Genomic DNA, 20,541 nt, shown 5'->3' on the forward strand with positions numbered 1-20,541 from the left:
CAGATGGACGCCGGTCACGACAGCGGCTCCTCCTCGGTGGCGGCCAGGATCTCCGCGAGGTGCACGGCCCGCAGCGGGGCGTCCGCGCGGCGCAGCAGGCCGTCGAGGTGGGCCAGGCAGGAGTTGTCCGCCCCGCACAGCACCTGCGCGCCGGTGGCCGCGGCAGCCGTGATCTTGTCGGTGCCCATCGCGGTGGACACGTCCGGGTTCTTGACGGCGAAGGTGCCGCCGAATCCGCAGCACTCCTCGGCGCCCGGCAGCTCGACCAGCTCCAGGCCCTTGACTGCGGCCAGCAGCCGCCGGGGCCGGTCCCCGAGGCCGAGGCCGCGCAGACCGTGACAAGAGGGGTGGTAGGTGACGCTGTGCGGGAAGTACGCGCCCACGTCGGTCACCCCGAGCACGTCGACGAGGAACTCGGTCAGCTCGTACACGCGCGGCGCCAGGGAGCGCGCCGCCTCCGCCAGCGCGGTGCCGCGCCCCTCGGCCGCCGCCTTCCGGCCGATGCGCGGGTAGTGCTCGCGGATCATCGCGGCGCAGGACCCGGAGGGAGTGACCACGTACGCGTAGCCGGCGAAGGCCTCCGCGGTACGCCGGACGAGTGGTTCCGTCTCGTGCCGGTAGCCGGTGTTGTACTGCGGCTGCCCGCAGCAGCTCTGGCCCGCCGGGAAGTCCACCTCTACGCCGAGCCGCTCCAGCAGACGGACGACGGCGATGCCGGTCCGCGGGTACAGCGCGTCGTTGACGCAGGTGACGAACAGGGCGACGCGCATGACGGGCAGAATAGCCGGGTGAAGAAGTTCTCAGTGATCGGCATAGGCGCGGGCGACCCGGACCATCTGACCCTCCAGGCGGTCAGGGCGATCGGCGCGGCGGACGCATTCCTCATCCTGGAGAAGGGCGAGGAGAAGGCGGATCTGACCGGGCTGCGGCGCGCGATGCTCGACGCGCACGCCCGGCCCGGCCACCGGCTGGTGGAGGGCCGCGACCCGGACCGGGACCGGACCCCCGCCGACTACGCACCGACGGTGGACGGCTGGCGCAGCGCGCGGGCCGAGATCTTCGAGCGGTTCATCGCGGAGGACCTCGCGGAGGGGGAGACCGGGGCGTTCCTGGTGTGGGGCGATCCCTCCCTGTACGACTCCACGCTCGCGATCCTCGACGAGGTGCTGGAGGCCGGCCGGGTGGCCTTCGAGCACGAGGTCGTGCCGGGCATCAGCAGCATCTCCGCGCTGCTGGCGCGCCACCGGACCAATCTGAACCGGGTCGGGCGCCCGGTCCAGATCACCACCGGGCGCCGGCTCGCCGAAGGCTGGCCGCAGGACGTGGACGACGTGGTCGTGATGCTCGACGCGCGGCACGCCTTCACCGCCCACCTGGACCAGGACCTCTACATCTACTGGGGGGCCTACGTGGGCACCCCGGACGAGATCCTGGTCTCGGGGAAGCTGGCGGAGGTCGCGGGGCGGATCGAGGAGCTGCGCACCGAGGCCCGCGCCCGCAAGGGCTGGATCATGGACACGTACCTGCTCAGGCGCGGCTGACGGCCCGGGCCAGGTACTCGGGCAGGGCGGCGGCGAGCCGGGCGTACTCCCGGGGCCGGTTGTAGATCTGCCCGCACACGCGGATGCCGCCGCCGCCCGGCCAGGGCCAGACCAGCACACGGACGCGCAGCCGTGCCGCGAGTTCCTCGCGCAGGGCGCGTGCGCCGTCCGGGGTCTCGGCGACCTCGGGCGGCAGCCGCAGGGCGCGCATGGCGAGGCCGTCCGTGTGCGGGAGGGGCGTGAGCCCGGGGATCCCGGCGAGGAGCGCCGCGCCGTGGGCGGCGAGGGCGCTGTTGTGGGCCCGGACCTTGGCCGCGTCGAGGCGTTCGATGAGGTCCAGTCCGTCGGGGGCGGCGAGCCAGCCGGTGTAGTCGGCGGTGGCGCGGTTCTCCACGGACCGCGGGAAGCCGTGCCGCTCCTCCCAGGACGGTACGAGCGCGCGGATCCGGTGGCGGTGCTGCGGGGCGACGGCGAGGATCGCGCTGCCGGAGGGGGCGTAGCCCCACTTGTGGAGGTTGCCGAACCAGAAGTCGGCGCCGCCGGCGAGGGGGTCGGCGAGCATGCCGGGGGCGTGGGCGCCGTCGACGACGGTGGTGACACCGCGTTCCCGCAGGTCGGCGAGGAGCCGCGGCGAGGCGATGATCCGCGCGGTGGGCGAGCTGACGTGGTCGAGCACGGCCACCCGGGTACGGGGCGTCAGTGCGGCCAGCACGGTCTCGCGTACGGCGTCCTCGTCGGGCAGGTGGGGATCCAGGGCGACGGTGGTGACCGGGGCGCGGCGGGCGGCGGCCGCGACGACGGTGCCGTAGCCGTGGTCGGTCACCAGGATCTCGTCGCCGCCCGCGAGCGGGACGGCGTCGAGGGCGAGGTTAGCGCCTTCGGTGGCGTTGGCGATGAACGCGAGCCCGTCTGGGTCGGCGCCGAGGTGCACGGCGATCCGGGCGCGGGCCGCGGCGAGGCGGTCCGGGACGGCGATGAAGAAGGCGTCGGGATCGGCGTGCGCTTCCGCGCGGAGCGCGGCCTGGGCCTCCTGGACGGGAAGCGGGACGGCTCCGAAGGAGCCGTGGTTCAGGTGGGCGACGCGGGGGTCCAGGCGGAACAGCTCGGGCCCGCCGGGGAACCCTGCGGGCGGCTCGGCGGGGAAAGGGGCGGGGCGTGTCGGCTCGGGCATGCGACCTCCGGGTGTGCGGCGCGGCTGTCGCCCGGATCATCTCCCGGCGCCCGCCCCAGCCGGAAGACCGCCACCGACTGGCCGCTGCCGAGCAAGCGTCCCGGGCTCCGCCCAGGCACCTGGCGCTCCGCCCCGGACCCCCACGCCTCAAACGCCGACGAGGCTGTATTTCTGCCCGCCGGCGCGGACGAAGTCCGGGGAGGGGTCCGGGGGCAGGGCCCCCGGAGCCGGGCTACGGTTCGCGGCCGCTCGTTGCCGCGTAGTACTGGAGGTCCTGTACGTCCACCGCGTGGTCCACCCGGTACGGCAGGTCGACCTTCGCCGCGGCCTTGCCGTCCCGGACGATCTGCGCCGAGCTGGTGCCCGGCTTCAGCGGCAGCAGCCGGGAGTGGATCCCGGCCGGGGCCTCGTGGCTGCCCTTGGCGGATCCGACGGTCGTACGAACGACCGCGGGCCCGGAGAGGAAGCTGAGGACCTCCACCGTGTCCCGGGGCGGGGCGCTCCCCTTGCGCAGCGACATCACCAGGGACTGGTCGCCCGTCGGGTCGGCGTTCGCGAACTGGGTGCGCGCGGTGAGGTAGAGGGTGTCCCGGACGATCTCCGGCCAGCTGCCCGTCTTGAACCGGGTCAGGTAGTACGAGCTCAGGTCCAGGTAGGCGTGCCCGTTGTGCAGGGAGGGTGCGAACTGGCTGCCCTCCGAGTAGTCGTTCCAGGTGGTGAGCTGCACCCAGTCGGCGCCGTCCTCGATGGCGTGCGTCCAGGTGGAGCGCAGGGTCGCGGTGTTGCCGGCCTCGTCGTAGATGCCCTGGTTGGGGCGGGCGTCCTGGACCGACACGGGCTGCATCCAGATCTTGCCCATGCCGTGGGCCCGCTGGACGTCGCGCGTGGAGCTCTCCTGGCCGACGTAGCTGCGGCTGCCCCATTCGGAGAACCCGTGGCTGATCGGGGCGAACTCCCCGCTGTGGGCGCCGAAGTCGAGGAAGAGCGGAACGAAGGCGGTGCGGATGCCGTGTTCGGACTTGAGGGCGCCGATCACCTCGGTCCACCAGGCCACGCCCTTCGCCTCCGCCTTGAACGGGGAGACGACGAGGCGGCCGTCGGGGAGCCGGTGCGCGGCGGAGGCGTCGGCGAGCGTGGCGATCGCCTTCGCGAGCTCGCGGGGGTCGTCGGTCTTCAGCGAGGTCATGTCCGGCATCAGCATGATCTTGAACGCCGGGTCCACCGAACGGGCCGCGGCCATCAGCAGGTTGGAGCGGTCCCAGTTCTTGCCGGAGAGCGAGAGCAGGTCGAGGGTGAAGCCGTCGATGCCCGCCGCCCGGGCCGTGCGCACCTCCTGCTGGAGGTTGGCGTACTCCCAGTCACCGCTCTTCGGCGCCACGGGCAGCGGCCGGTCGCGCAACAGGCCGCCGTACCTGCCGTGCTTCCCGCTCTCGCCGTCGGGGTCGAGGTAGTTGCGGGTGTAGTAGTCGTTGTCCGCGCTCGCGTTGTCGAGGGAGAGCGGGTACGGGGTGAAGTAGTGGGCGAACACCAGCTTCTTGCCCGCTTCGCCGGAGCGCAGGGCGGCCGGCTGCGGCATGTCGAAGGGCAGGGCGCCGGAGGGGCGCTCGGCCCCGGTGTCCACGGCGCCCTCGGGGTTGCCCTCGGCGGCCGCGCCCTTGGTGGGCGCCGGGGTCCCGGCCGGCGGCGGGGTGGCCGGGCCGGTGGCTCCGGCCGTGGCTCCGCCCACGGGCCCGGTGGCCTGCGGGAGGCCGACGGCCAGGGCCGAACCGCTCTGTACGGAGGCCCCGTTGTAGGGGTCCCAGGCGATGCCGGTGGCCGCGCAGACACCGACCAGGAAGAAGGCGGACAGCACCAGGGCGAGCAGCGGTCTTCGGCCCCGGAAGCCCGGCCGACGACGGTGCGACACGGGCCGGGGCACGCCGGCCGCGCCGGACGCACGCGTCGGGCGCCGCCTCCCGCGGCCCCTCCCGTGCCCCGTCCCGTGCTCCGTTCGACGGTCCGCTGTCATCCTGGTCCCTCCCGCGCATATGCCCCGAGCGGGGGCTGCACAGCAGTAGAGCCCATTACCGGCGTGCGGACAACCGTTCCCAGGCGCCCGGGCCCGGACACGTACGTCACCCGCACCACCGGAACTACGCCGCCGCGCCGACGCACGTGCCACGGGCGGCAGGTGGCGGGCGACGGCGACGCGACGGGCCGCACGGGAGGGGTTCAGTCGGAGCGGGCGGCGGCGATGTCGGCGTTCTCCAGGATCCCGATGGCGTCCGGTACCAGGATCGCCACCGAGTAGTAGGAGCTGACCAGATGGGACATGACCGATTTCTGGTCGATGCCCATGCAGCGGACGTTGAGGCCCGGTTCGACCTGTTCGGGGATCGCGGCCGGGCGCAGGCCGATCACCCCTCCGTTGTCCTCCCCGGTGCGCAGGGCCAGGATCGAGCTGGTGTGCCCGCCCACGACGGGGATCTTGCCGCAGGGCAGCAGCGGGACGCCGCGCCAGGCGGGCACCTGCTCGCCGTGCACGTCCACGGTGTCGAGGGTGAGGCCGCGCTTGTTGCACTCGCGCAGGAAGGCGGCGACCGCCTTGGGGTGCGCGAGGAAGAAGGCGGTTCCCCGGCCCATGCTGAGCAGGTCGTCCATGTCGTCGGGGGTGGGCGGGCCGGACCAGGTGCTGATGCGCTGCCCGTGGTCGGCGTTGTGCAGGAGGCCGAACTCGCGGTTGTTGAGCAGTTCGGACTCCTCGCGCTCGCGCATCGCCTCGACGGTCAGCCGAAGCTGCTGCTCGAACTGGTTCATCGGGTCGTTGTAGAGGTCGGCGACCCGGGTGTGGATCTGCAGGACGGTCTGGGCGAGGCTCAGCTCGTACTCGCGCGGGCTCAGCTCGTAGTCGGCGAAGGTGGCGGGCAGCCGGGCCTCGCCCGCGTGGCCGGAGGCGAGTTCGATGTCGGCCTCGCCCCGCCGGTTGACGGGCCGCCGGCCGTTCTCGACGTACTGCTCCAGGTGGGTGCGCAGGCTCTCCGAGCGGCCCAGCACCTCCTGGAAGGCGCTCCACCGCAGCACCATGACGGTGCCCGCGGTGGCGGCCCGGACGGTGTACGCCCAGCGCGGGTGCGAGCGGCATTTCGAGGAGCGGGTGACGGCCGAACCCGTGCTGCGCGCCTTCCGCTCCGCGCTGGAGCACCTCGCCGAGTTCGCCTCTCCCACCCAGGTGACCCGTCTGCGCTACCAGTTGGCGGTGATGTCCGTCGGGTACAACCACGAGGCCGAGTGGCGGACGTCCGCCCGCCGGCCGCCGGTCTGGGAGTACCCGCTGCACCGGTACGAGAACGGCTTCTTCCCCTGCATGGGCCTCACCGATCCGGTCGGCAGGTACGAGGTCCCCGCGCACGAGTTCGCGGACGCCCGGGTGCGGCGCACGTACATGTACACGGGGGTCGCCGCCTGCCTGCTCAACGACCTGTACTCGATGGCCCGGGAGGATCCCGGCGACACCGGCCTCCCCCGCCTGATCGCGGCCGAGGAGCACTGCTCGCTCCAGGAGGCGGTGAACCTGACGGCCGAGGTCCACGACGAGATCATGTACACCGTCGAGGCGGAGTCGGCCGCCCTGGCAGCCGTCGGCTCGCCCGCGCTGGGCCGCTTCCTGGAGGGGACCTGGGACTGGATGGGCGGGGCGAAGGAGTGGCACGCCACGAGCCCCCGCTACCACGGGCCCGCGGAGGGCGGCACCGCATAGGAGCCGTGCACTGCAGAGGAGCCGGCTCGCCCCCTGTCCCCGGCTCCGTTCTCAGATCTTCCCCTCGACCACCCGGATCCGGTGCCCCAGTGCCCGGCCGAAGGCTTCGGTGAAGCGCGGGTGCAGAGGCGGCCAGTCGTCGAACTCGAAGCCGAGGTGGGCGAAGGCGAGGTAGTCGCCGGTCCAGTTCCACTCCGGAAGCGGAGCGCGGTGTGCGCACGCCGGGCAGTCGAGCTCGGCCGCGCCCGTCGCGTACCAGGCGTCGAGGGCCTCGCCGGGCCAGTCGGGGTCGACACTTCGGCAGTGGGGGCAGAGCGCGGAAGTGGGATCGCCCTGGCCGGCGTAGAAGACGGTACGGCCCACGACGACGCGCAGTTCGTCGCAGGGCTCCTCCTCCAGTCCTTTGAGCCGGGCCCGCCAGTCCCAGGAGACCAGGTCGACGGCCTCGCGCCAGCGTGGACCGGCCAGGTATGCCACATCGCCCCGCCACGGCACCGGGCGGATGAACCCCTCCGCCTCCAGCCACCCCTTGCCGCGCTCGCCCCACGCGGCCGCCTCCTGCGCCGAGGCGTCCATGTCCACCACGGTCTGCCGATAGGGCCCCACGCGCCCTCCCCCTTCGCTCGGTCCGGTCGAGCCTACTGATCCGAAAACGGTCGCGGTCGACCGGACCGGAGCAGGCGGGGGGCGCGGTTCTTCGGCTGCACCACCCAGGAGGCCGCCGACCGGCTGAACAACATGATCACCTCGCGACTCCAGCAGTTCGAGAGCACCTTCTTCTCCGAACTGCCCGCGCTGTTCGCGGAGAAGGGCCTCGGCCCGGACGGGGTCCTCGCGGTCCTCACCTACGCGCGCGGGCTCCAGGACTGGCAGTCCGGCGGCCACGAGTGGCACATGCGCTCCAGCCGGTACACGAAGGCCCGGCCGAACCGCACGGAGGCGGGCCCGCCCGGATGGCTGCACGGCCCCTCCGGGCTGGGCACCACCGGCGCCAGCGTCAAGGCGCTGCTGGACGTGACCGGCGGCGCGCGGCGGCGGCGCCGGCACGCCAACGTCCCGCATCCGGTGGGCTCTTCGGTGATCCCGGAGTTCTACCTGCCGTACCGGAACGTGCTCAACCCGCACCTGGCGGGCGCCCGGGAGCGGCTCATCGAGTGGAACCGGGAGATGGGCATCCTGGACGAGGGCATCTGGTGGGAGGAGAAGGCGCGGGGGTACGACTTCGCCCTCTGCTCGGCGGGCATCGACCCGAGGTGCTCGGCGCAGGCGCTGGACATCAGCGCGGGCTGGCTGAGCTGGGGCACGTACGCCGACGACCTCTACCCCCTGGTCTTCGGCACCCCCCGGGCCCTGGCGGCGGCCAGGGCGCAGACGCAGCGGCTGCGCGCCTGCATGCCGCTCGACCTGTCCGCGCCGCCGCCTGCGGTCAACGCGATGGAGCGGGGGCTGGCCGACCTGTGGCGGCGCACGGCCGCGCCGATGGGGACGCGCGGCCGGGAGATGTTCCGCTCGGCCATGGACCAGGTGCTGGACAGCCGGCTGTGGGAGCTGGACAAGCAGGCGGCCAACCGGGTGCCGGACCCGGTGGACTACCTGGAGATGCGCCGGGTGACCTTCGGGTCGCCGATGACGATCTCGCTCGCGCGGATGGCGCACATGGACGTCGTTCCGGAGCAGGTCTACGGGAGTTCGGCCATGCAGTCCCTGCAGGCGGCGGCCTTCGACCACTCGGCCGTCATGAACGACGTGTTCTCGTACCAGAAGGAGGCGGAGACGAGGGCGAGCTGCACAACCTGCTGATCGTCGTGGAGAACTTCTTCGACTGCGACTACCCGACGGCGCTGCGGGTCGTGAACGACCTGATGACCTCGCGGATGAAGCAGTTCGAGCACGTGGTGGCCAACGAACTCCCCGTCATGTACGCGGACCACGGGCTGGACGCGGCGGCCCGAGCGGCCCTGGACCGCCACGTGGAGGAGCTGAAGCAGTGGATGGCCGCGATCGCCGTCTGGCACGCGGAGACGCGGCGGTACCGGGCGGAGGACCTGAAGCGCCACCACGCGCACCGCCCGGCCGTGGCGGGGGGCGCCGTGACGCCGAATCCGCCGGGCCGGGGCCGTCTGCTGCCCCCGGCTCCACACCGCCCCGCATGGGCCTGACCTGCGGGGCTCCCGACCCACTCGCCGGAATGCGACATTCCCCTGGTCTTACGGCGCAAGTGGCGCATAATCATCGTCACGCGGCTCGAATAAACCCTCCTGCCGCACTTGGTCACGCATGCGATGGGGGGCCATCGTGCCGATGAGGGAATCCCGGATGACCACAACGCTTCCAACGACGTCCAGCGAAATGTCCCGCCTGCTGACCGCCGTCCGGCGGGGTCGGGTGCTGACCGTGGCGGGGGGCCTGCGCGAGCCGCGGAGCCTGCTGGTGCGGGAGATCGCGCGGCGCCTCGCGTCCAACTTCTACGACGGGGTGGCCGTCGTCGCCATGGACCCGCTCCACGGCGGCTACGGCATCCGCGAGCTGACGGCCGAGCTGCGCTGCGTACCCGACGTGCCCGTGCCGCCCCGCGGGACGGCGAACGCCGCCTCGTGGCTGGCCGAACGGGACATGCTGCTCGTCCTGGACGGCGCGGAGCAGCTCGGCCCGGACGCCCTGGCCTGGCTGCGGAACCTGCTGTCCGTGGCCCCCGGGCTGCGGATCCTGGCCGCCGGGCGGTCCCCGCTGGCGTTCGAGCAGGAACGGATCCACCGTCTCTGAGCCGCGGGCTCCGGGCGTCAGTCGAGCTGTCGGCCGAGCTCGCGCCACACGCGGGCCGGGCAGCGGCCCTGGGGCCGTGAGGTGAGGAACATCCGGTAGTCGACACGGCGCGGCGGCAGGCCGCTCTCCACCCAGTGGTCGCGGCCGGAGTGCTGGTCCCATCCGTCGTTCGGCATCCGGATGTGGTCGGAGCGCCCGTCCTTGTCCTTGCTGGTGATCTGGGCGACCTCGGCGTGATCGGCGTGGGCCGCCAGGACCACGCAGTAGTGGCGCAGCTGCCGCGCCGGGTCCTCGCGCAGCGGCACCATGGCCAGCCAGATCTCCCCCGGGGCGGGCCGGCGGGTGGACTCGGCGACGGGCCGGGCGCCCCGGGAGGCGTCCCACCGGCGGACCGCGACGACGAAGGCGAGTGCCACCAGCCCGGCGGCCATGCTCTCCGCCGTGGCGCGGACGTTCCACACCGGGTGGTCGCCGACCTTGCTCTCCGTCCACCACAAGGCCGCGGCCACCAGGGCGAGCAGGCCCGCCGCCCGGGCCGGGACCAGCCACCACACGAAGGCCCGGCGGCGGCTCGCGAAGAGCGCGAGGACCAGGGCCACGACGACCGGAACGGCATAGGCGACGAGGTACTGCGTGAAGCCGTGCATCTGCTGCGGCGGCGTCTGCTCCGCCAGCAGATCGGGCAGTGCGAGCGGCACGGCCAGCAGATATCCGACCGTGGGCAGTACGAACACCACGAGCAGGAGCCCCACGCATCCGATGCCGGCGCACGACGTGTCGGAGCGACGTCCCACAGATCCCCCTCGAGGTCACGGACGGCGAACGCTGGCGCAGGGCCCCCTCCCCGGCCACCGGGTCCGGGATACGGGTCCGGGATACGGGTCCGCCCCGGCCGGGCGCGATGCCGGCCGGGGCGGAACACGTACGGCTGCCTGCCGCTGGGCCGCGGGTCAGCCCAGGGTGGCGATCGCCTGGTTGAAGGTCGCGGACGGGCGCATGATCGCCGCGGCCTTGGTGGCGTCGGGCTGGTAGTACCCGCCGATGTCGGCCGGGGAGCCCTGCACCGCGATCAGCTCGGCGACGATGGCCTGCTCCTGCTCGCCCAGCGTCTTGGCGAGCGCGTCGAAGGCCGCGGCCAGCTCGGCGTCGTCGGTCTGCTTGGCCAGCTCCTGCGCCCAGTACAGGGCGAGGTAGAAGTGGCTGCCGCGGTTGTCGATGCCGCCCAGCTTGCGGCTCGGCGACTTGTCCTCGTTGAGGAAGGAGCCGGTCGCGCGGTCCAGGGTGTCGGCCAGCACCTGGGCGCGGGCGTTGCCGGTGGTGGTGGCGAGGTGCTCGAAGGAGACGGCCAGCGCGAGGAACTCACCGAGGGAGTCCCAGCGCAGGTAGTTCTCCTTGACCAGCTGCTGGACGTGCTTCGGGGCGGAGCCGCCGGCGCCGGTCTCGAAGAGGCCGCCGCCGTTCATCAGCGGGACGACCGACAGCATCTTGGCGCTGGTGCCCAGCTCCAGGATCGGGAACAGGTCGGTCAGGTAGTCGCGCAGCACGTTGCCGGTCACCGAGATGGTGTCCTCGCCGCGGCGGATGCGCTCCAGGGAGTACGCGGTGGCCTTGACCGGGGAGAGGATCTCGATGGTCAGGCCCTCGGTGTCGTGCTCGGCGAGGTACGTCTTGACCTTGGCGATCAGCTGCGCGTCGTGCGCGCGGTCCTCGTCCAGCCAGAAGACGGCCGGGACGCCGCTGGCGCGGGCGCGGGTGACGGCGAGCTTGACCCAGTCCTGGATCGGCAGGTCCTTGGCCTGGCAGGCGCGGAAGATGTCGCCCTGGGCGACCTCCTGCTCCAGGACCGTGTTGCCCGCGGCGTCGACGACGCGGACGGTGCCCGCGGCGGCGATCTCGAAGGTCTTGTCGTGGCTGCCGTACTCCTCGGCCTTCTGGGCCATGAGGCCGACGTTCGGCACCGAGCCCATGGTGGCGGGGTCGAACGCGCCGTGGGCGCGGCAGTCGTCGATGACGACCTGGTAGACACCGGCGTAGCTGCTGTCCGGGAGGACGGCGAGGGTGTCGGCCTCGGCGCCGTCCGGGCCCCACATGTGGCCGGAGGTGCGGATCATGGCCGGCATGGAGGCGTCGACGATGACGTCGGACGGCACGTGCAGGTTGGTGATGCCCTTGTCGGAGTCGACCATCGCCAGGGCCGGGCCCTCGGCGATCTCGGCGTCGATGGACGCCTTGATCGCGTCGCCGTCGGGCAGCGCGCCCAGGCCGTTCAGGATGGCGCCGAGGCCGTCGTTGGGCGACAGGCCGGCGGCGGCCAGGGTCTCGCCGTAGCGGGCGAACGTCTTCGGGAGGAAGGCGCGGACCACGTGGCCGAAGATGATCGGGTCGGAGACCTTCATCATCGTGGCCTTGAGGTGCACGGAGAACAGCACGCCCTCGGCCTTGGCACGCTCGATCTGGTCGTTCAGGAAGGTGCGCAGCGCGTCGACGTGCAGGACGGACGCGTCCACGACCTCACCGGCGAGGACCGGTACGGAGTCGCGCAGGACGGTGGTGGCGCCGTCGGCGGCGACGTGCTCGATGCGGAGCGCGCCGGCCTCGGCGATCACAGCGGACTTCTCGGTGGAGCAGAAGTCGTTCGCGCCCATGGTGGCGACGTTCGTCTTCGACTCGGGGGTCCAGGCGCCCATGCGGTGCGGGTGCGCCTTGGCGTAGTTCTTCACCGAGGCGGGGGCGCGGCGGTCGGAGTTGCCCTCGCGCAGGACCGGGTTGACGGCGCTGCCCTTGATCTTGTCGTAGCGGGCGCGGACCTCGCGCTCCTCGTCGGTCTTCGGCTCGTCCGGGTAGTCCGGGAGCGCGTAGCCCTGGCCCTGGAGCTCGGCGACCGCGGCCTTCAGCTGCGGGATGGAGGCCGAGACGTTGGGCAGCTTGATGATGTTGGCCCCGGGGGTCTTCGCCAGCTCACCGAGCTCGTGGAGGGCGTCGGCGATCCGCTGGCTCTCCTCCAGGTGCTCGGGGAAGCTGGCGATGATCCGACCGGCCAGGGAGATGTCACGGGTCTCGACATTCACACCGGCCGTCGACGCGTATGCCTGGACCACAGGCAGGAAGGAATACGTCGCGAGGGCCGGGGCCTCGTCAGTGTGCGTGTAGATGATGGTCGAGTCAGTCACCGGATGCTCCGCTCCACAGTCTGCGTCTCTCGTCTGCAACATTGCTCGACATCAAGATATCTCGTGATCGGGCCGGTCTGGACAGCCCCCTGCCGCCAGTCCGGGAGACGCGTGTCACGCGGACCCCCCGAACGGCGAAAAGCGCCGCCCCGGCTGTTCCCAGCCGGGGCGGCGCTCAGCCGTGAAGGCCTGTGAGCCGGATCAGGCCTGGACGGCCTTCGGGTTCACGCCGTACTCGTTCGGCTGGTCGTTGCCGGCGGTGGCCAGCAGGACGATGAGCCAGATGAAGCCGACGAGCGGCACGAAGCTGATGAGGAACCACCAGCCGGACTTGCCGGTGTCGTGCAGGCGGCGCACGGTCACGGCGAGGTTCGGGAGGAAGGTGCCCAGCGCGTAGAGCGCGTACAGCCACGGGGAGGTGCCGATGACGGCGTCCAGGATCGAGACGACGATCAGCGCGGCCACGTTGAAGAGGAAGAACATCCAGTACTCCTGGCGGCGGGCGCGGCCGGAGAAGACGGTGTACTTCTTGAGAACGTCGACGTAGTAGTTCATGGGTCCCCCCAGAGGACGGTTGGTCGGCCCGTCCTGCTGGAGCAAGCCGGGGCAGAACTTATGCCCCCCTTACGTCGCGGTCAAGCCAGTTGATGCGAAGCCAAATCGGCTGGACGGGAAGATTTCCGGCACCACATGTGCGACTGGGGAGCACAGGAGTGCCGCCGTGTCCCCGGAAGTCCGAAAAGTCCATCCCGCGCGCCTACTTGACACCCCGGCAGCCACCTCGATCGTTACCCACATCGTTACCGCACCGCGACACCGCGGCCCGGGTCGCCGGGAGGAGGCTCCGGCGCCGGGCCGCGGCGGGCGTCAGCCGATGTGGAAGGGGTCCCCGTAGACCTTCCAGTCGAGCGGGGTGTTGAGGTTCAGGTTGCCCTTCTTGAGGAAGACCCGCTGCGCGGTGTCGACCCGGCTGGTGTCGCTGTGCGCCTCCTCCTGCTTCATCGCCCAGACCCTGGCGTCGAGGAAGGCGTTGAGGTACGCGGTCTCGTTGCCGCCCTGGGACGGGGGCTTGGCCTTGGACAGGGCGCGCTTGCGGATGTTGCGGAAGCTGGTGGAGTCGGTGCCGTCACCGTGCATCACGATGGCGTCGTAGTAGATGAACTGGCCGAGCACGCCGATCCCGTCGGACTTGCCCTGCCGCACGGACGGGTTGAAGTAGACCCGGTCGCGCTCGCGGTCCTGGGCCTTCCTGAACTCGGCGTCCTGGGCCGCCTTCGCCCAGTCCTTGGTGAAGTTCGGGTCGAGGCCCGCGTGGGAGTCGCTGCCGTCGACCCTGCGCAGGGCGGGCAGGTACTTGGCGAGCACGTTGCCCGGCTTGACCTGGGTGTAGTACTCGACGAGGTCGAGCATGTCGCCGGTGCCGGAACAGAAACCGATGATGCCGGCCGTGTAGCCGCGGCCGTCGTCTATGTCTTCGATGTACTTGTACTGCGCCTTCCAGTCCAGCGAGGAGTTCTCCGCACTGGAGACGATCTTCATGGCGATCTCCTTCTTCGCCGGATCGTCGAGTCCTGCGGCCGCTGCCGCCGCGGTCTCCGCCGTGGGGGCGGGGGCTGCGGTGGCGTGGGCGGCGACGGCGATGAGCGCACTGCCGAGCAGTGCGCCGATCGCGAGCATCTTGCGGCGGGGGGTGAACACAAGGCCTCCGTGGGGTAGTTGAGGCGTCCCTACTTCATTAGGAAACTTTACTACCAGAGCTGACGGCAGCTCAAGACCCTTGCGTCACACCGCGATCGCGGTGAACGGCCCGCTCCGCGTCAGACCCGGCGCGCGAGACGGGCCGTCAGTTCCCGCTTGGCGTCCGGCCATTCGGGGCGCGTGATGCTGTAGACCGCGCTGTCGCGGATCCAGCCGTCGCGCATCACCATGTGGTGGCGCAGGACTCCTTCATGCGTCGCGCCGAGCCCGGCTATCGCCGCCCGCGACCTGCTGTTGCGCACGTCGGTGAGGAACTCGACGCGGTTCATCCCCATGCCCTCGAAGGCGTGCGTGAGCATGAGCAGCTTGGCCTCGGTGTTCACGCCCGTCCCCTGCCAGGTCCCGCCGAGGAAGGTGAAGCCGATCTCCAGCCGCCGGTACGCCGTGTTGATGGCCATGAGCCGGGTCGAGCCGGCGATCCGGCCCGTCGCGACGTCCACCGTCGCGTACGCGATCTGCGTGCCCTGCGCCCGCGCCGCCAGCGCTTCGTCGATGAAGCCGCGCACCTCGTCGGGGTGCGGGACGGTCGTCACCGGGAGCTCCCACAACCGCCCGTCCCGGACCGCCTCGCACAGGCCGTCGTGGTGCCGGTGCGCCAGCGGCTCCAGCCGGACCCGGTCACCCGCGAGCCCGTCGGCCGCCTCTCCCTTTACCGTACCCCCGTCCCGCTGCGCCGTCGTCCGCTCCATGTGCGACCCGCCCGTTCCCTGTCGATGATCGGTGACAGGCGGACCCTATCCGGCGTCCTCGCCTGCCTCATCAGGGATTTCGCAGGTCAGAGCCAGCCGTTGCGCCGGAAGCCGCGGTGGATCACGAAGCAGGCGAGCGCCATGACGCCGAGGACGAGCGGATAGCCGTAGGTCCAGTGCAGTTCGGGCATGTGGTCGAAGTTCATGCCGTAGACCCCGCAGACCATGGTCGGGACGGCGACGATGGCCGCCCACGCCGTGATCTTGCGCATGTCCTCGTTCTGGGCGACGGTCACCTGCGCGAGGTGCGCCTGGAGGATGGAGTCGAGCAGGTTGTCGTAGGCGCCGATCTGCTCGGTCGCCCGGGTCAGGTGGTCGGCCACGTCACGGAAGTACGCCCGGATCTCCGGCGGGATGACCGGTATCGGCTGCGTGGCCAGCTGCTGGAGCGGGCGGCTCAGCGGCCCCACCGCCCGCCTCAGCTCCAGGAGTTCGCGCTTGAGCTGGTAGATCCGGCCGGCGTCGCCGCGACCGCCGTTCTCGCTGAACACCGCCGTCTCGACGGAGTCGATGTCGTTCTGCACGGCGTCCGTCACGGCCACGTAGTCGTCGACCACATGGTCGGCCATGGCGTGCAGGACCGCCGCAGGCCCCTTGGCCAGCTGGTCCGGGGAGGCCTCCAGCTCCTCGCGGACCGGGCCGAGGGTGCCGCTGCCGCCGTGCCGGATGGTGATGACGAAGTCCTCGCCGGTGAAGGCCATCAGCTCGCCGGTGTCCACCACCTCGCTGGTCGCGGTCAGCTCCTCGTGCTCCACGTACCGCACGGTCTTGAAGACGGAGAACAGCGTGTCGTCGTAGCGCTCCACCTTGGGACGCTGGTGCGCGTTCACGGCGTCCTCGACCGCGAGCGGGTGGAGGCCGAACAGTTCGGCGAGCCCGGCGAGCTCGGACTGGGACGGCTCGTGCAGGCCGATCCAGACGAAGCCGTCGCCCGCCTTGCGGACCCGGCGCAGCGCCTCCTCGACCTCCGCGCAGTCCTCCTGCCGTACGCCGTCCCGGTAGACGATGCAGTTGACCACCGCGCTGCCGAGCGGGGAGCGGGCCGGGTGGCTGAGGTCGACGGCCCGCCGGTAGCCGCGGCGCACGGCCCGGCGCAGGTTGCTGAACATGGACAAGGACGTACTCCCCTTCGGCGGTTCACCGGCCAGTCTGCCATCGCCGCCGGGGCGTCCCCGCCGGGCCTCAGGTCCGGTCGATGAACACGCTCGTCGCCTTCACCCGCGCCGTGGCCCGAGCCCCCACCTCCAGCCCTAGCTCCTCCACCGCCTCCCGCGTCAGCAGCGAGACGATGCGGTGCGGCCCGGCCTGGATCTCCACCTGCGCGTCGACCGTGCCCAGCTTCACGCCTGTGACGATCCCCGGGAAGGCGTTGCGGGCCGAGGTGTACGGGGCCTCCTCGCCGTCGCCGGCCTCCTGCGCGGCCTCGACGCAGAAGGCGGCCAGGTCCGGACCGTCCACCATCCGCCGTGTGCCCTCCCGGCGGGTGGGGAACCGTTCCGCGTCCGCCCAGCGACGGGCCGTGTCGACACTGACGCCGAGCAGCCGGGCAGCCTGTCCGATCGTGTAGGACTCCATGGTCCGCAGCTTAGAGCCCCCGGTGCGAGGGGCTGCGCAGGGCCTCCCCGGCCGCCGCCGCGACCACCTCCGCCACCGTCGACAGGGCCGGCGAGTCGAGCTTCCACTGCTGCCAGTACAGCGGCACGTCCATCGGCCGCAGGGGCTCCAGGAGCACCAGTTCCCCCGTCCGCACCAGCGGCCGCGCCTGCTGCTCCGGCACCAGCCCCCACCCCAGTCCCGCGACCACCGCGTCGCGGAACCCCTCCGAGGTCGGAATGTGGTGCCGCACCGTTCCCGCCCCGGCCGCCGCGTCCCCCGTCAGGGACCGGACGAAGGCGTCCTGGAGGTCGTCCTTGCGGTCGAACACGATCGTCGGCGCCTCCCGCAGATCGCGCTCCGGCGCCCCCGTCAGGTACCGGGCCGCGAACCGGGGGCTCGCCGTCGGCAGGTACCGTGCCAGGCCCAGCAGCCGTACGCTGCACCCCGCGACCGGGTCCGGCGAGGAGGTCACCGCCGCCATGACCTGCCCCTCCCGCAGCAGCGCCGTCGTGTGCGACTCGTCCTCGCGGTGCAGTTCGATGCAGACCGGCGGATCCTGCGGCACACGGGCCAGAACCGGCAGGAACCAGGTGGCGAGGGAGTCCGCGTTCACCGCGATCGGCAGCCTCACCGGGCCGGTCCCGTCGGCCATGCCCAGCTCGGCCCGCGCGTCCCGCTCCAGCCGGGCCAGCTGCCGGGCGAAGCGGACCACCACCTCCCCCGATTCCGTCGCCCGCACCGGTTTCGTCCGCATCAGCAGCACCCGCCCGGTCCGCTGCTCCAGCGCCTTGACCCGCTGGCTGACCGCGGAGGGGGTCACGTGCAGGGCGGCGGCCGCCGCGTCGAAGGTGCCCTCGTCCACCACCGCGAGCAGGGTGCGCACCTGGTCCAGAGGAAGCTCTTCCATCACGCGTGCCTCACTCGCCGGTCATTCGGTCCCTGCTCCTCCATCACGAGCGCTAATGGTACGTAAAAACCATTAGCTGTACTGAACAGCCGCCGCTGCCTACGGTCGACGACATGACACACGGCACCCTGACCGCGGCCCTCGCCGGCTTCGGCACCGGCTTCTCCCTCCTCGTCGCCATCGGCGCGCAGAACGCCCTCGTCCTGCGCCAGGGCGCGCGCCGCCACGCGGTCCTCGCCGTGGTCGCCATCTGCGCCGTGTCGGACGCGCTCCTCATCGCCCTCGGCGTCGCCGGCGTCGGTGCCTTCGTCACCGCCTGGCCGGCCGCCCTGACCGCGGTCGGCCTGGCCGGGGGCGTCTTCCTGGTCGGCTACGGAGTCCTGGCCGCCCGCCGGGTGCTGCGCCCCGTCCCCGGCGCCGCCCTCACCGCGGAGGGGGCCGCCGCCGGATCGGGCCGCCGGGCCGTGCTGACCTGTCTGGCCATGACCTGGCTCAACCCGCACGTGTACCTGGACACCGTCCTGCTCGTCGGCTCCCTCGCCGCCGACCGCGGGGACCTGCGATGGGCCTTCGGCATCGGGGCCGGCCTGGCCAGCCTGACCTGGTTCGTCAGCCTGGGGTACGGGGCCCGGCTGCTGAGCGGCCTGCTCGCCCGCCCGTCGGCCTGGCGGGTGCTGGACGGGCTCGTCGCGGCGACGATGGTCACCATGGGCGGCCTGCTGCTGGCCCGGGCCTGAGCCGCATGTCGGCGGCGGGCACCAGCCGGTGCCCGGCATAGTGCTCCTGCCGACGACCCGACCGACGAGACAGCCCCAGGAGCCCGCCGTGCCCGACCGCCCCTCCCCCGACGCGGTGCGCGCGTACCACGCCGCCCGGCCGGCCCCCCTCGTGGCCGCCACCGGGATCGTCCTGGACACCCGCGGGCGTGTCCTCGTACTGGCCACCTCGTACGAGGCGGATCCGGAACTCCCGGGCGGCACGGTCGAGGCCGCCGAGACACCCGAGGCCGGGCTGGCCCGCGAGCTGCGGGAGGAGCTCGACCTCCACGTGCCCGTCGGCCGGCTGCTGGCGGTGGACTCCCGGCCGCCGGGGGCCCTCGGCCGCGCCCTGGTCGTGCACGTCCACCTGGTCGGCCCGCTGACCCCGGAGGAGACCGCGGCGCTCTCCCTCCGGGACGGCGGGATCACCGAGGCGCGCTGGCTCCGGCCGGACGAGGCCTGCGAGGCGCTGCCGGCCCGCATCGCGCCCCGGCTGCGCGCCGGCCTGGCCGCCCTGCACACCGGCTCCTTCGCCCACCTCGTCGACGGCGTGCCGCAGCCGGGCTCCCCGGCCGGCCTGGACCCGGCCCGGCGCCTCGCCCTGGAACATTCCCGCGCCCTCGACGCGGCCAGCCACCGGGCCAGCCGGCCCAAGGCCGTGACCGCCGCGAGCGTGCTGTTCACCGCCGCCGACGGCCGGGTCCTGCTGGTGCAGCCCGCGTACGGCCGGAGCGACCGCTGGAACCTGCCCGGCGGCGGCATCGACAGCGACCTCGGCGAGACCCCGCGCGCCGCCGCCCGGCGGGAGGTCCACGAGGAACTGGGCCTCGACCTCGCCCCGGGCCGGCTGCTCGCCGTGAACTGGTCGCACAAGCCCGGCCGTCCGGCGCGCATCCGCTTCCTCTACGACGGCGGCGTCCTCGACGCCGCCACCCTCGACCGGATCCGCCTCGACCACACCGAGCTCCTCCAGTGGCGCACCGTCACGCCCGCGGAGCTCCCGGGCCTGGTCAAACCGGCCCTGCGGCGCCAGATCACCGCCTGCCTGACCGCCCGCGCCACCGGCACCGGCCCGCTGGAACTCCACGCCGGCCGCCCCTGACGGCCGGGCCCCGCCCGGCGCGCCGGGCCGCGGCCGCGGAGTTACCGTCGGCGGCATGGACGGTGATCGCCGAAGGTGGCGCCAGTGCCTGCTCGGCGGGGCGGTCTTCGCCGTGTGCATGGCCGGCACCACGCTGCCGACCCCCCTCTACGGCCTCTACCAGGAGAAGTTCGGGTTCTCCGAGCTGATGGTGACCGTGGTGTACGCCGTGTACGCCTTCGGGGTGATCGGCGTCCTGCTGCTGGTGGGCAACGCCTCGGACGCCGTGGGACGGCGGCCGGTGCTGCTCGCCGGCCTGGGCTTCGCGGCGGCGAGCGCCGTCTGCTTCCTGTGCGCCACCGGCATGGGGTGGCTGTATGCGGGGCGGCTGCTGTCGGGACTGTCCGCCGGGCTGTTCACCAGCGCGGCGACGGCGTACGTGATGGAGCTGGCACCCCGCAGCGGCGCCTCGCGGGCCACGCTCGTGGCGACGGCCGCCAACATGGGCGGGCTGGGCTGCGGTCCGCTGCTCGCCGGGGTGCTCTCGCAGTACGCACCCTGGCCCCTCTACCTGACCTTCGCCGTGCACCTCGTTCTGGTGGCGGCCTCGGCCGGCGTCCTGCTGGGGCTTCCGGAGACCGTGACGGAGCGGCGGCCGCTGAGCACCGTACGCCCGCAGCGGCCCGGCCTGCCCCCACAGGTGCGGGCGGTGTTCGCGCCCGCGGCGATCGCCGCGTTCGTGGGCTTCGCGCTGTTCGGGGTGTTCACCTCGGTCAGCCCGGCGTTCCTCGCCCAGTCCCTCGACGTGCACAACCGCGCCGCGAGCGGGGCGGTCGTCGCGCTGGCCTTCTTCGCCTCGACCGCCGGACAGCTGGCGGTCGGCCGGGTCGGGGTGGGGCGCTCGCTCCCGCTGGGCTGCGCCGGGCTCCTCGCCGGACTGGCCCTGCTCGCGGGCGCGCTGGTCTGGGACCAGCTGGCGCTGGTGGTGGCGAGCGCGCTCGTCGGCGGCGCCGGGCAGGGGCTGTCGTTCCGCGGGGCGCTGTCCGCGGTGGCCGCGGCCTCGCCGCCGGACCGGCGCGCGGCGGTGATCTCGGCGCTGTTCGTGGTGGCGTACGCGGGCATCTCGGTGCCGGTGATCGGCGTGGGGCTGCTGGCGGCCCCGCTCGGCCTGGAGGGCGCCGGGCTGGTCTTCATCGCCTGCATGGCCGTCCTCGTCTCGGGCGCGGCCGCCTACCTCCTGCGCCGGCCGGTACGGGTGGGGAGCACGTCAGGCCCGGCCTGACGGCCGGGCCTGACGGAAACTGCGGGTGG

The 20,541-nt window shown here is 72.6% G+C and carries 20 protein-coding genes and 1 pseudogene; 8 read left to right on the forward strand and 13 right to left on the reverse strand.

Annotation, left to right across the window (positions count from 1 at the left end; translation table 11 throughout):
* Positions 1–14: 14 nt before the first annotated feature.
* Positions 15–770 carry a (Fe-S)-binding protein gene (locus OG332_RS05500; protein ID WP_327412363.1) on the reverse strand — a complete coding sequence of 252 codons (756 nt, stop codon included), beginning with the start codon at positions 768–770 and terminating at the stop codon, positions 15–17.
* 18 nt (positions 771–788) lie between these two features.
* Here OG332_RS05500 and cobF point away from each other — a divergent pair, with 18 nt between their 5' ends.
* Entirely contained in the window at positions 789–1,541 is a 753-nt protein-coding gene (cobF, locus tag OG332_RS05505) for a precorrin-6A synthase (deacetylating) (RefSeq protein ID WP_327412364.1), read from the forward strand.
* Here the strand turns inward: cobF and OG332_RS05510 are convergent.
* The 3 genes and pseudogenes from OG332_RS05510 to OG332_RS05520 form a co-directional block, all read right to left on the reverse strand.
* Complete coding sequence (locus tag OG332_RS05510; RefSeq protein ID WP_327412365.1) at positions 1,528–2,712, reverse strand: aminotransferase class V-fold PLP-dependent enzyme; 1,185 nt, start codon at positions 2,710–2,712, stop codon at positions 1,528–1,530. The genes cobF and OG332_RS05510 overlap by 14 nt on opposite strands.
* A 232-nt stretch (positions 2,713–2,944) precedes the next feature.
* A complete protein-coding gene (locus tag OG332_RS05515; RefSeq protein WP_327412366.1) occupies positions 2,945–4,618 on the reverse strand; it encodes a glycoside hydrolase family 71 protein in 1,674 nt (557 codons plus the stop codon).
* A 305-nt stretch (positions 4,619–4,923) separates the two neighbouring features.
* Positions 4,924–5,820: pseudogene (locus tag OG332_RS05520) on the reverse strand (family 2B encapsulin nanocompartment shell protein); the annotation flags it as partial.
* Here OG332_RS05520 and OG332_RS05525 point away from each other — a divergent pair.
* Positions 5,774–6,448: a terpene synthase family protein gene (locus OG332_RS05525; protein WP_442816112.1), complete on the forward strand. Its 675-nt coding sequence runs from the start codon at positions 5,774–5,776 to the stop codon at positions 6,446–6,448. The pseudogene OG332_RS05520 and the gene OG332_RS05525 overlap by 47 nt on opposite strands.
* Before the next feature lie 51 nt (positions 6,449–6,499).
* Here OG332_RS05525 and OG332_RS05530 read toward each other — a convergent pair whose 3' ends face one another.
* Positions 6,500–7,054, reverse strand: coding sequence for a hypothetical protein (locus OG332_RS05530; protein WP_327412368.1), 555 nt, complete (start codon positions 7,052–7,054; stop codon positions 6,500–6,502).
* 132 nt (positions 7,055–7,186) lie between these two features.
* Between OG332_RS05530 and OG332_RS05535 the strand changes: the two genes are divergently transcribed.
* The 3 genes from OG332_RS05535 (at position 7,187) to OG332_RS05545 (ending at position 9,211) form a co-directional block, all read left to right on the forward strand.
* A complete protein-coding gene (locus OG332_RS05535; RefSeq protein ID WP_327412369.1) occupies positions 7,187–8,248 on the forward strand; it encodes a terpene synthase family protein in 1,062 nt (353 codons plus the stop codon).
* Between the two features lie 5 nt (positions 8,249–8,253).
* Complete coding sequence (locus OG332_RS05540; RefSeq protein ID WP_327412370.1) at positions 8,254–8,607, forward strand: hypothetical protein; 354 nt, start codon at positions 8,254–8,256, stop codon at positions 8,605–8,607.
* A gap of 157 nt (positions 8,608–8,764) precedes the next feature.
* Positions 8,765–9,211 carry a hypothetical protein gene (locus tag OG332_RS05545; protein ID WP_327412371.1) on the forward strand — a complete coding sequence of 149 codons (447 nt, stop codon included), beginning with the start codon at positions 8,765–8,767 and terminating at the stop codon, positions 9,209–9,211.
* Positions 9,212–9,228: 17 nt separating this feature from the next.
* Here OG332_RS05545 and OG332_RS05550 read toward each other — a convergent pair whose 3' ends face one another.
* The 8 genes from OG332_RS05550 to OG332_RS05585 form a co-directional block, all read right to left on the reverse strand.
* The gene (locus OG332_RS05550; protein ID WP_327412372.1) at positions 9,229–9,963 is read right to left on the reverse strand and encodes a hypothetical protein; all 735 of its coding nucleotides are present in this window, start codon (positions 9,961–9,963) and stop codon (positions 9,229–9,231) included.
* 198 nt (positions 9,964–10,161) lie between these two features.
* Positions 10,162–12,381: an NADP-dependent isocitrate dehydrogenase gene (locus OG332_RS05555; RefSeq protein ID WP_327412373.1), complete on the reverse strand. Its 2,220-nt coding sequence runs from the start codon at positions 12,379–12,381 to the stop codon at positions 10,162–10,164.
* Between the two features lie 201 nt (positions 12,382–12,582).
* A complete protein-coding gene (locus tag OG332_RS05560) occupies positions 12,583–12,936 on the reverse strand; it encodes a DUF805 domain-containing protein (RefSeq protein WP_327412374.1) in 354 nt (117 codons plus the stop codon).
* Between the two features lie 312 nt (positions 12,937–13,248).
* Positions 13,249–14,058, reverse strand: coding sequence for a chitosanase (locus OG332_RS05565; protein ID WP_327419125.1), 810 nt, complete (start codon positions 14,056–14,058; stop codon positions 13,249–13,251).
* 140 nt (positions 14,059–14,198) lie between these two features.
* Positions 14,199–14,828, reverse strand: a complete 630-nt coding sequence (locus OG332_RS05570) for a GNAT family N-acetyltransferase (protein WP_327412375.1) — start codon at positions 14,826–14,828, stop codon at positions 14,199–14,201.
* An 86-nt stretch (positions 14,829–14,914) separates the two neighbouring features.
* Positions 14,915–15,997, reverse strand: a complete 1,083-nt coding sequence (gene corA, locus OG332_RS05575) for a magnesium/cobalt transporter CorA (RefSeq protein ID WP_327419126.1) — start codon at positions 15,995–15,997, stop codon at positions 14,915–14,917.
* A 73-nt stretch (positions 15,998–16,070) separates the two neighbouring features.
* Positions 16,071–16,463: a TOBE domain-containing protein gene (locus tag OG332_RS05580; protein WP_327412376.1), complete on the reverse strand. Its 393-nt coding sequence runs from the start codon at positions 16,461–16,463 to the stop codon at positions 16,071–16,073.
* A 10-nt stretch (positions 16,464–16,473) separates the two neighbouring features.
* The gene (locus OG332_RS05585) at positions 16,474–17,391 is read right to left on the reverse strand and encodes a LysR family transcriptional regulator ArgP (RefSeq protein WP_327412377.1); all 918 of its coding nucleotides are present in this window, start codon (positions 17,389–17,391) and stop codon (positions 16,474–16,476) included.
* A 113-nt stretch (positions 17,392–17,504) separates the two neighbouring features.
* Here OG332_RS05585 and OG332_RS05590 point away from each other — a divergent pair, with 113 nt between their 5' ends.
* The 3 genes from OG332_RS05590 to OG332_RS05600 all read left to right on the forward strand — a co-directional run bounded on the left by OG332_RS05590 (position 17,505) and on the right by OG332_RS05600 (position 20,512).
* On the forward strand, positions 17,505–18,128 hold the full coding sequence (locus OG332_RS05590; RefSeq protein ID WP_327412378.1) for a LysE/ArgO family amino acid transporter: 624 nt from the start codon (positions 17,505–17,507) through the stop codon (positions 18,126–18,128).
* An 88-nt stretch (positions 18,129–18,216) separates the two neighbouring features.
* Entirely contained in the window at positions 18,217–19,251 is a 1,035-nt protein-coding gene (locus OG332_RS05595) for an NUDIX hydrolase (protein ID WP_327412379.1), read from the forward strand.
* A 55-nt stretch (positions 19,252–19,306) separates the two neighbouring features.
* Positions 19,307–20,512 (forward strand): MFS transporter, encoded by a 1,206-nt coding sequence (locus OG332_RS05600; RefSeq protein WP_327412380.1) that lies wholly within the window; start codon positions 19,307–19,309, stop codon positions 20,510–20,512.
* The last annotated feature ends 29 nt before the right edge of the window (positions 20,513–20,541 follow it).

It is taken from the genome of Streptomyces sp. NBC_01233 (genome assembly GCF_035989305.1).
GTDB lineage: Bacteria > Actinomycetota > Actinomycetes > Streptomycetales > Streptomycetaceae > Streptomyces.

Excerpts from the sequence above, each read along its gene's own strand:
- OG332_RS05500 (WP_327412363.1), bottom strand. The coding sequence starts at position 770 with ATGCGCGTCGCCCTGTTCGTCACCTGCGTCAACGACGCGCTGTACCCG.
- OG332_RS05535 (WP_327412369.1), top strand. The coding sequence starts at position 7,187 with ATGATCACCTCGCGACTCCAGCAGTTCGAGAGCACCTTCTTCTCCGAA.
- OG332_RS05590 (WP_327412378.1), top strand. The coding sequence starts at position 17,505 with ATGACACACGGCACCCTGACCGCGGCCCTCGCCGGCTTCGGCACCGGC.
- OG332_RS05570 (WP_327412375.1), bottom strand. The coding sequence starts at position 14,828 with ATGGAGCGGACGACGGCGCAGCGGGACGGGGGTACGGTAAAGGGAGAG.
- corA (WP_327419126.1), bottom strand. The coding sequence starts at position 15,997 with ATGTTCAGCAACCTGCGCCGGGCCGTGCGCCGCGGCTACCGGCGGGCC.
- OG332_RS05545 (WP_327412371.1), top strand. The coding sequence starts at position 8,765 with ATGACCACAACGCTTCCAACGACGTCCAGCGAAATGTCCCGCCTGCTG.
- OG332_RS05580 (WP_327412376.1), bottom strand. The coding sequence starts at position 16,463 with ATGGAGTCCTACACGATCGGACAGGCTGCCCGGCTGCTCGGCGTCAGT.
- OG332_RS05600 (WP_327412380.1), top strand. The coding sequence starts at position 19,307 with ATGGACGGTGATCGCCGAAGGTGGCGCCAGTGCCTGCTCGGCGGGGCG.
- OG332_RS05560 (WP_327412374.1), bottom strand. The coding sequence starts at position 12,936 with ATGAACTACTACGTCGACGTTCTCAAGAAGTACACCGTCTTCTCCGGC.
- OG332_RS05565 (WP_327419125.1), bottom strand. The coding sequence starts at position 14,058 with ATGCTCGCGATCGGCGCACTGCTCGGCAGTGCGCTCATCGCCGTCGCC.
- OG332_RS05510 (WP_327412365.1), bottom strand. The coding sequence starts at position 2,712 with ATGCCCGAGCCGACACGCCCCGCCCCTTTCCCCGCCGAGCCGCCCGCA.
- OG332_RS05585 (WP_327412377.1), bottom strand. The coding sequence starts at position 17,391 with ATGGAAGAGCTTCCTCTGGACCAGGTGCGCACCCTGCTCGCGGTGGTG.
- OG332_RS05525 (WP_442816112.1), top strand. The coding sequence starts at position 5,774 with ATGACGGTGCCCGCGGTGGCGGCCCGGACGGTGTACGCCCAGCGCGGG.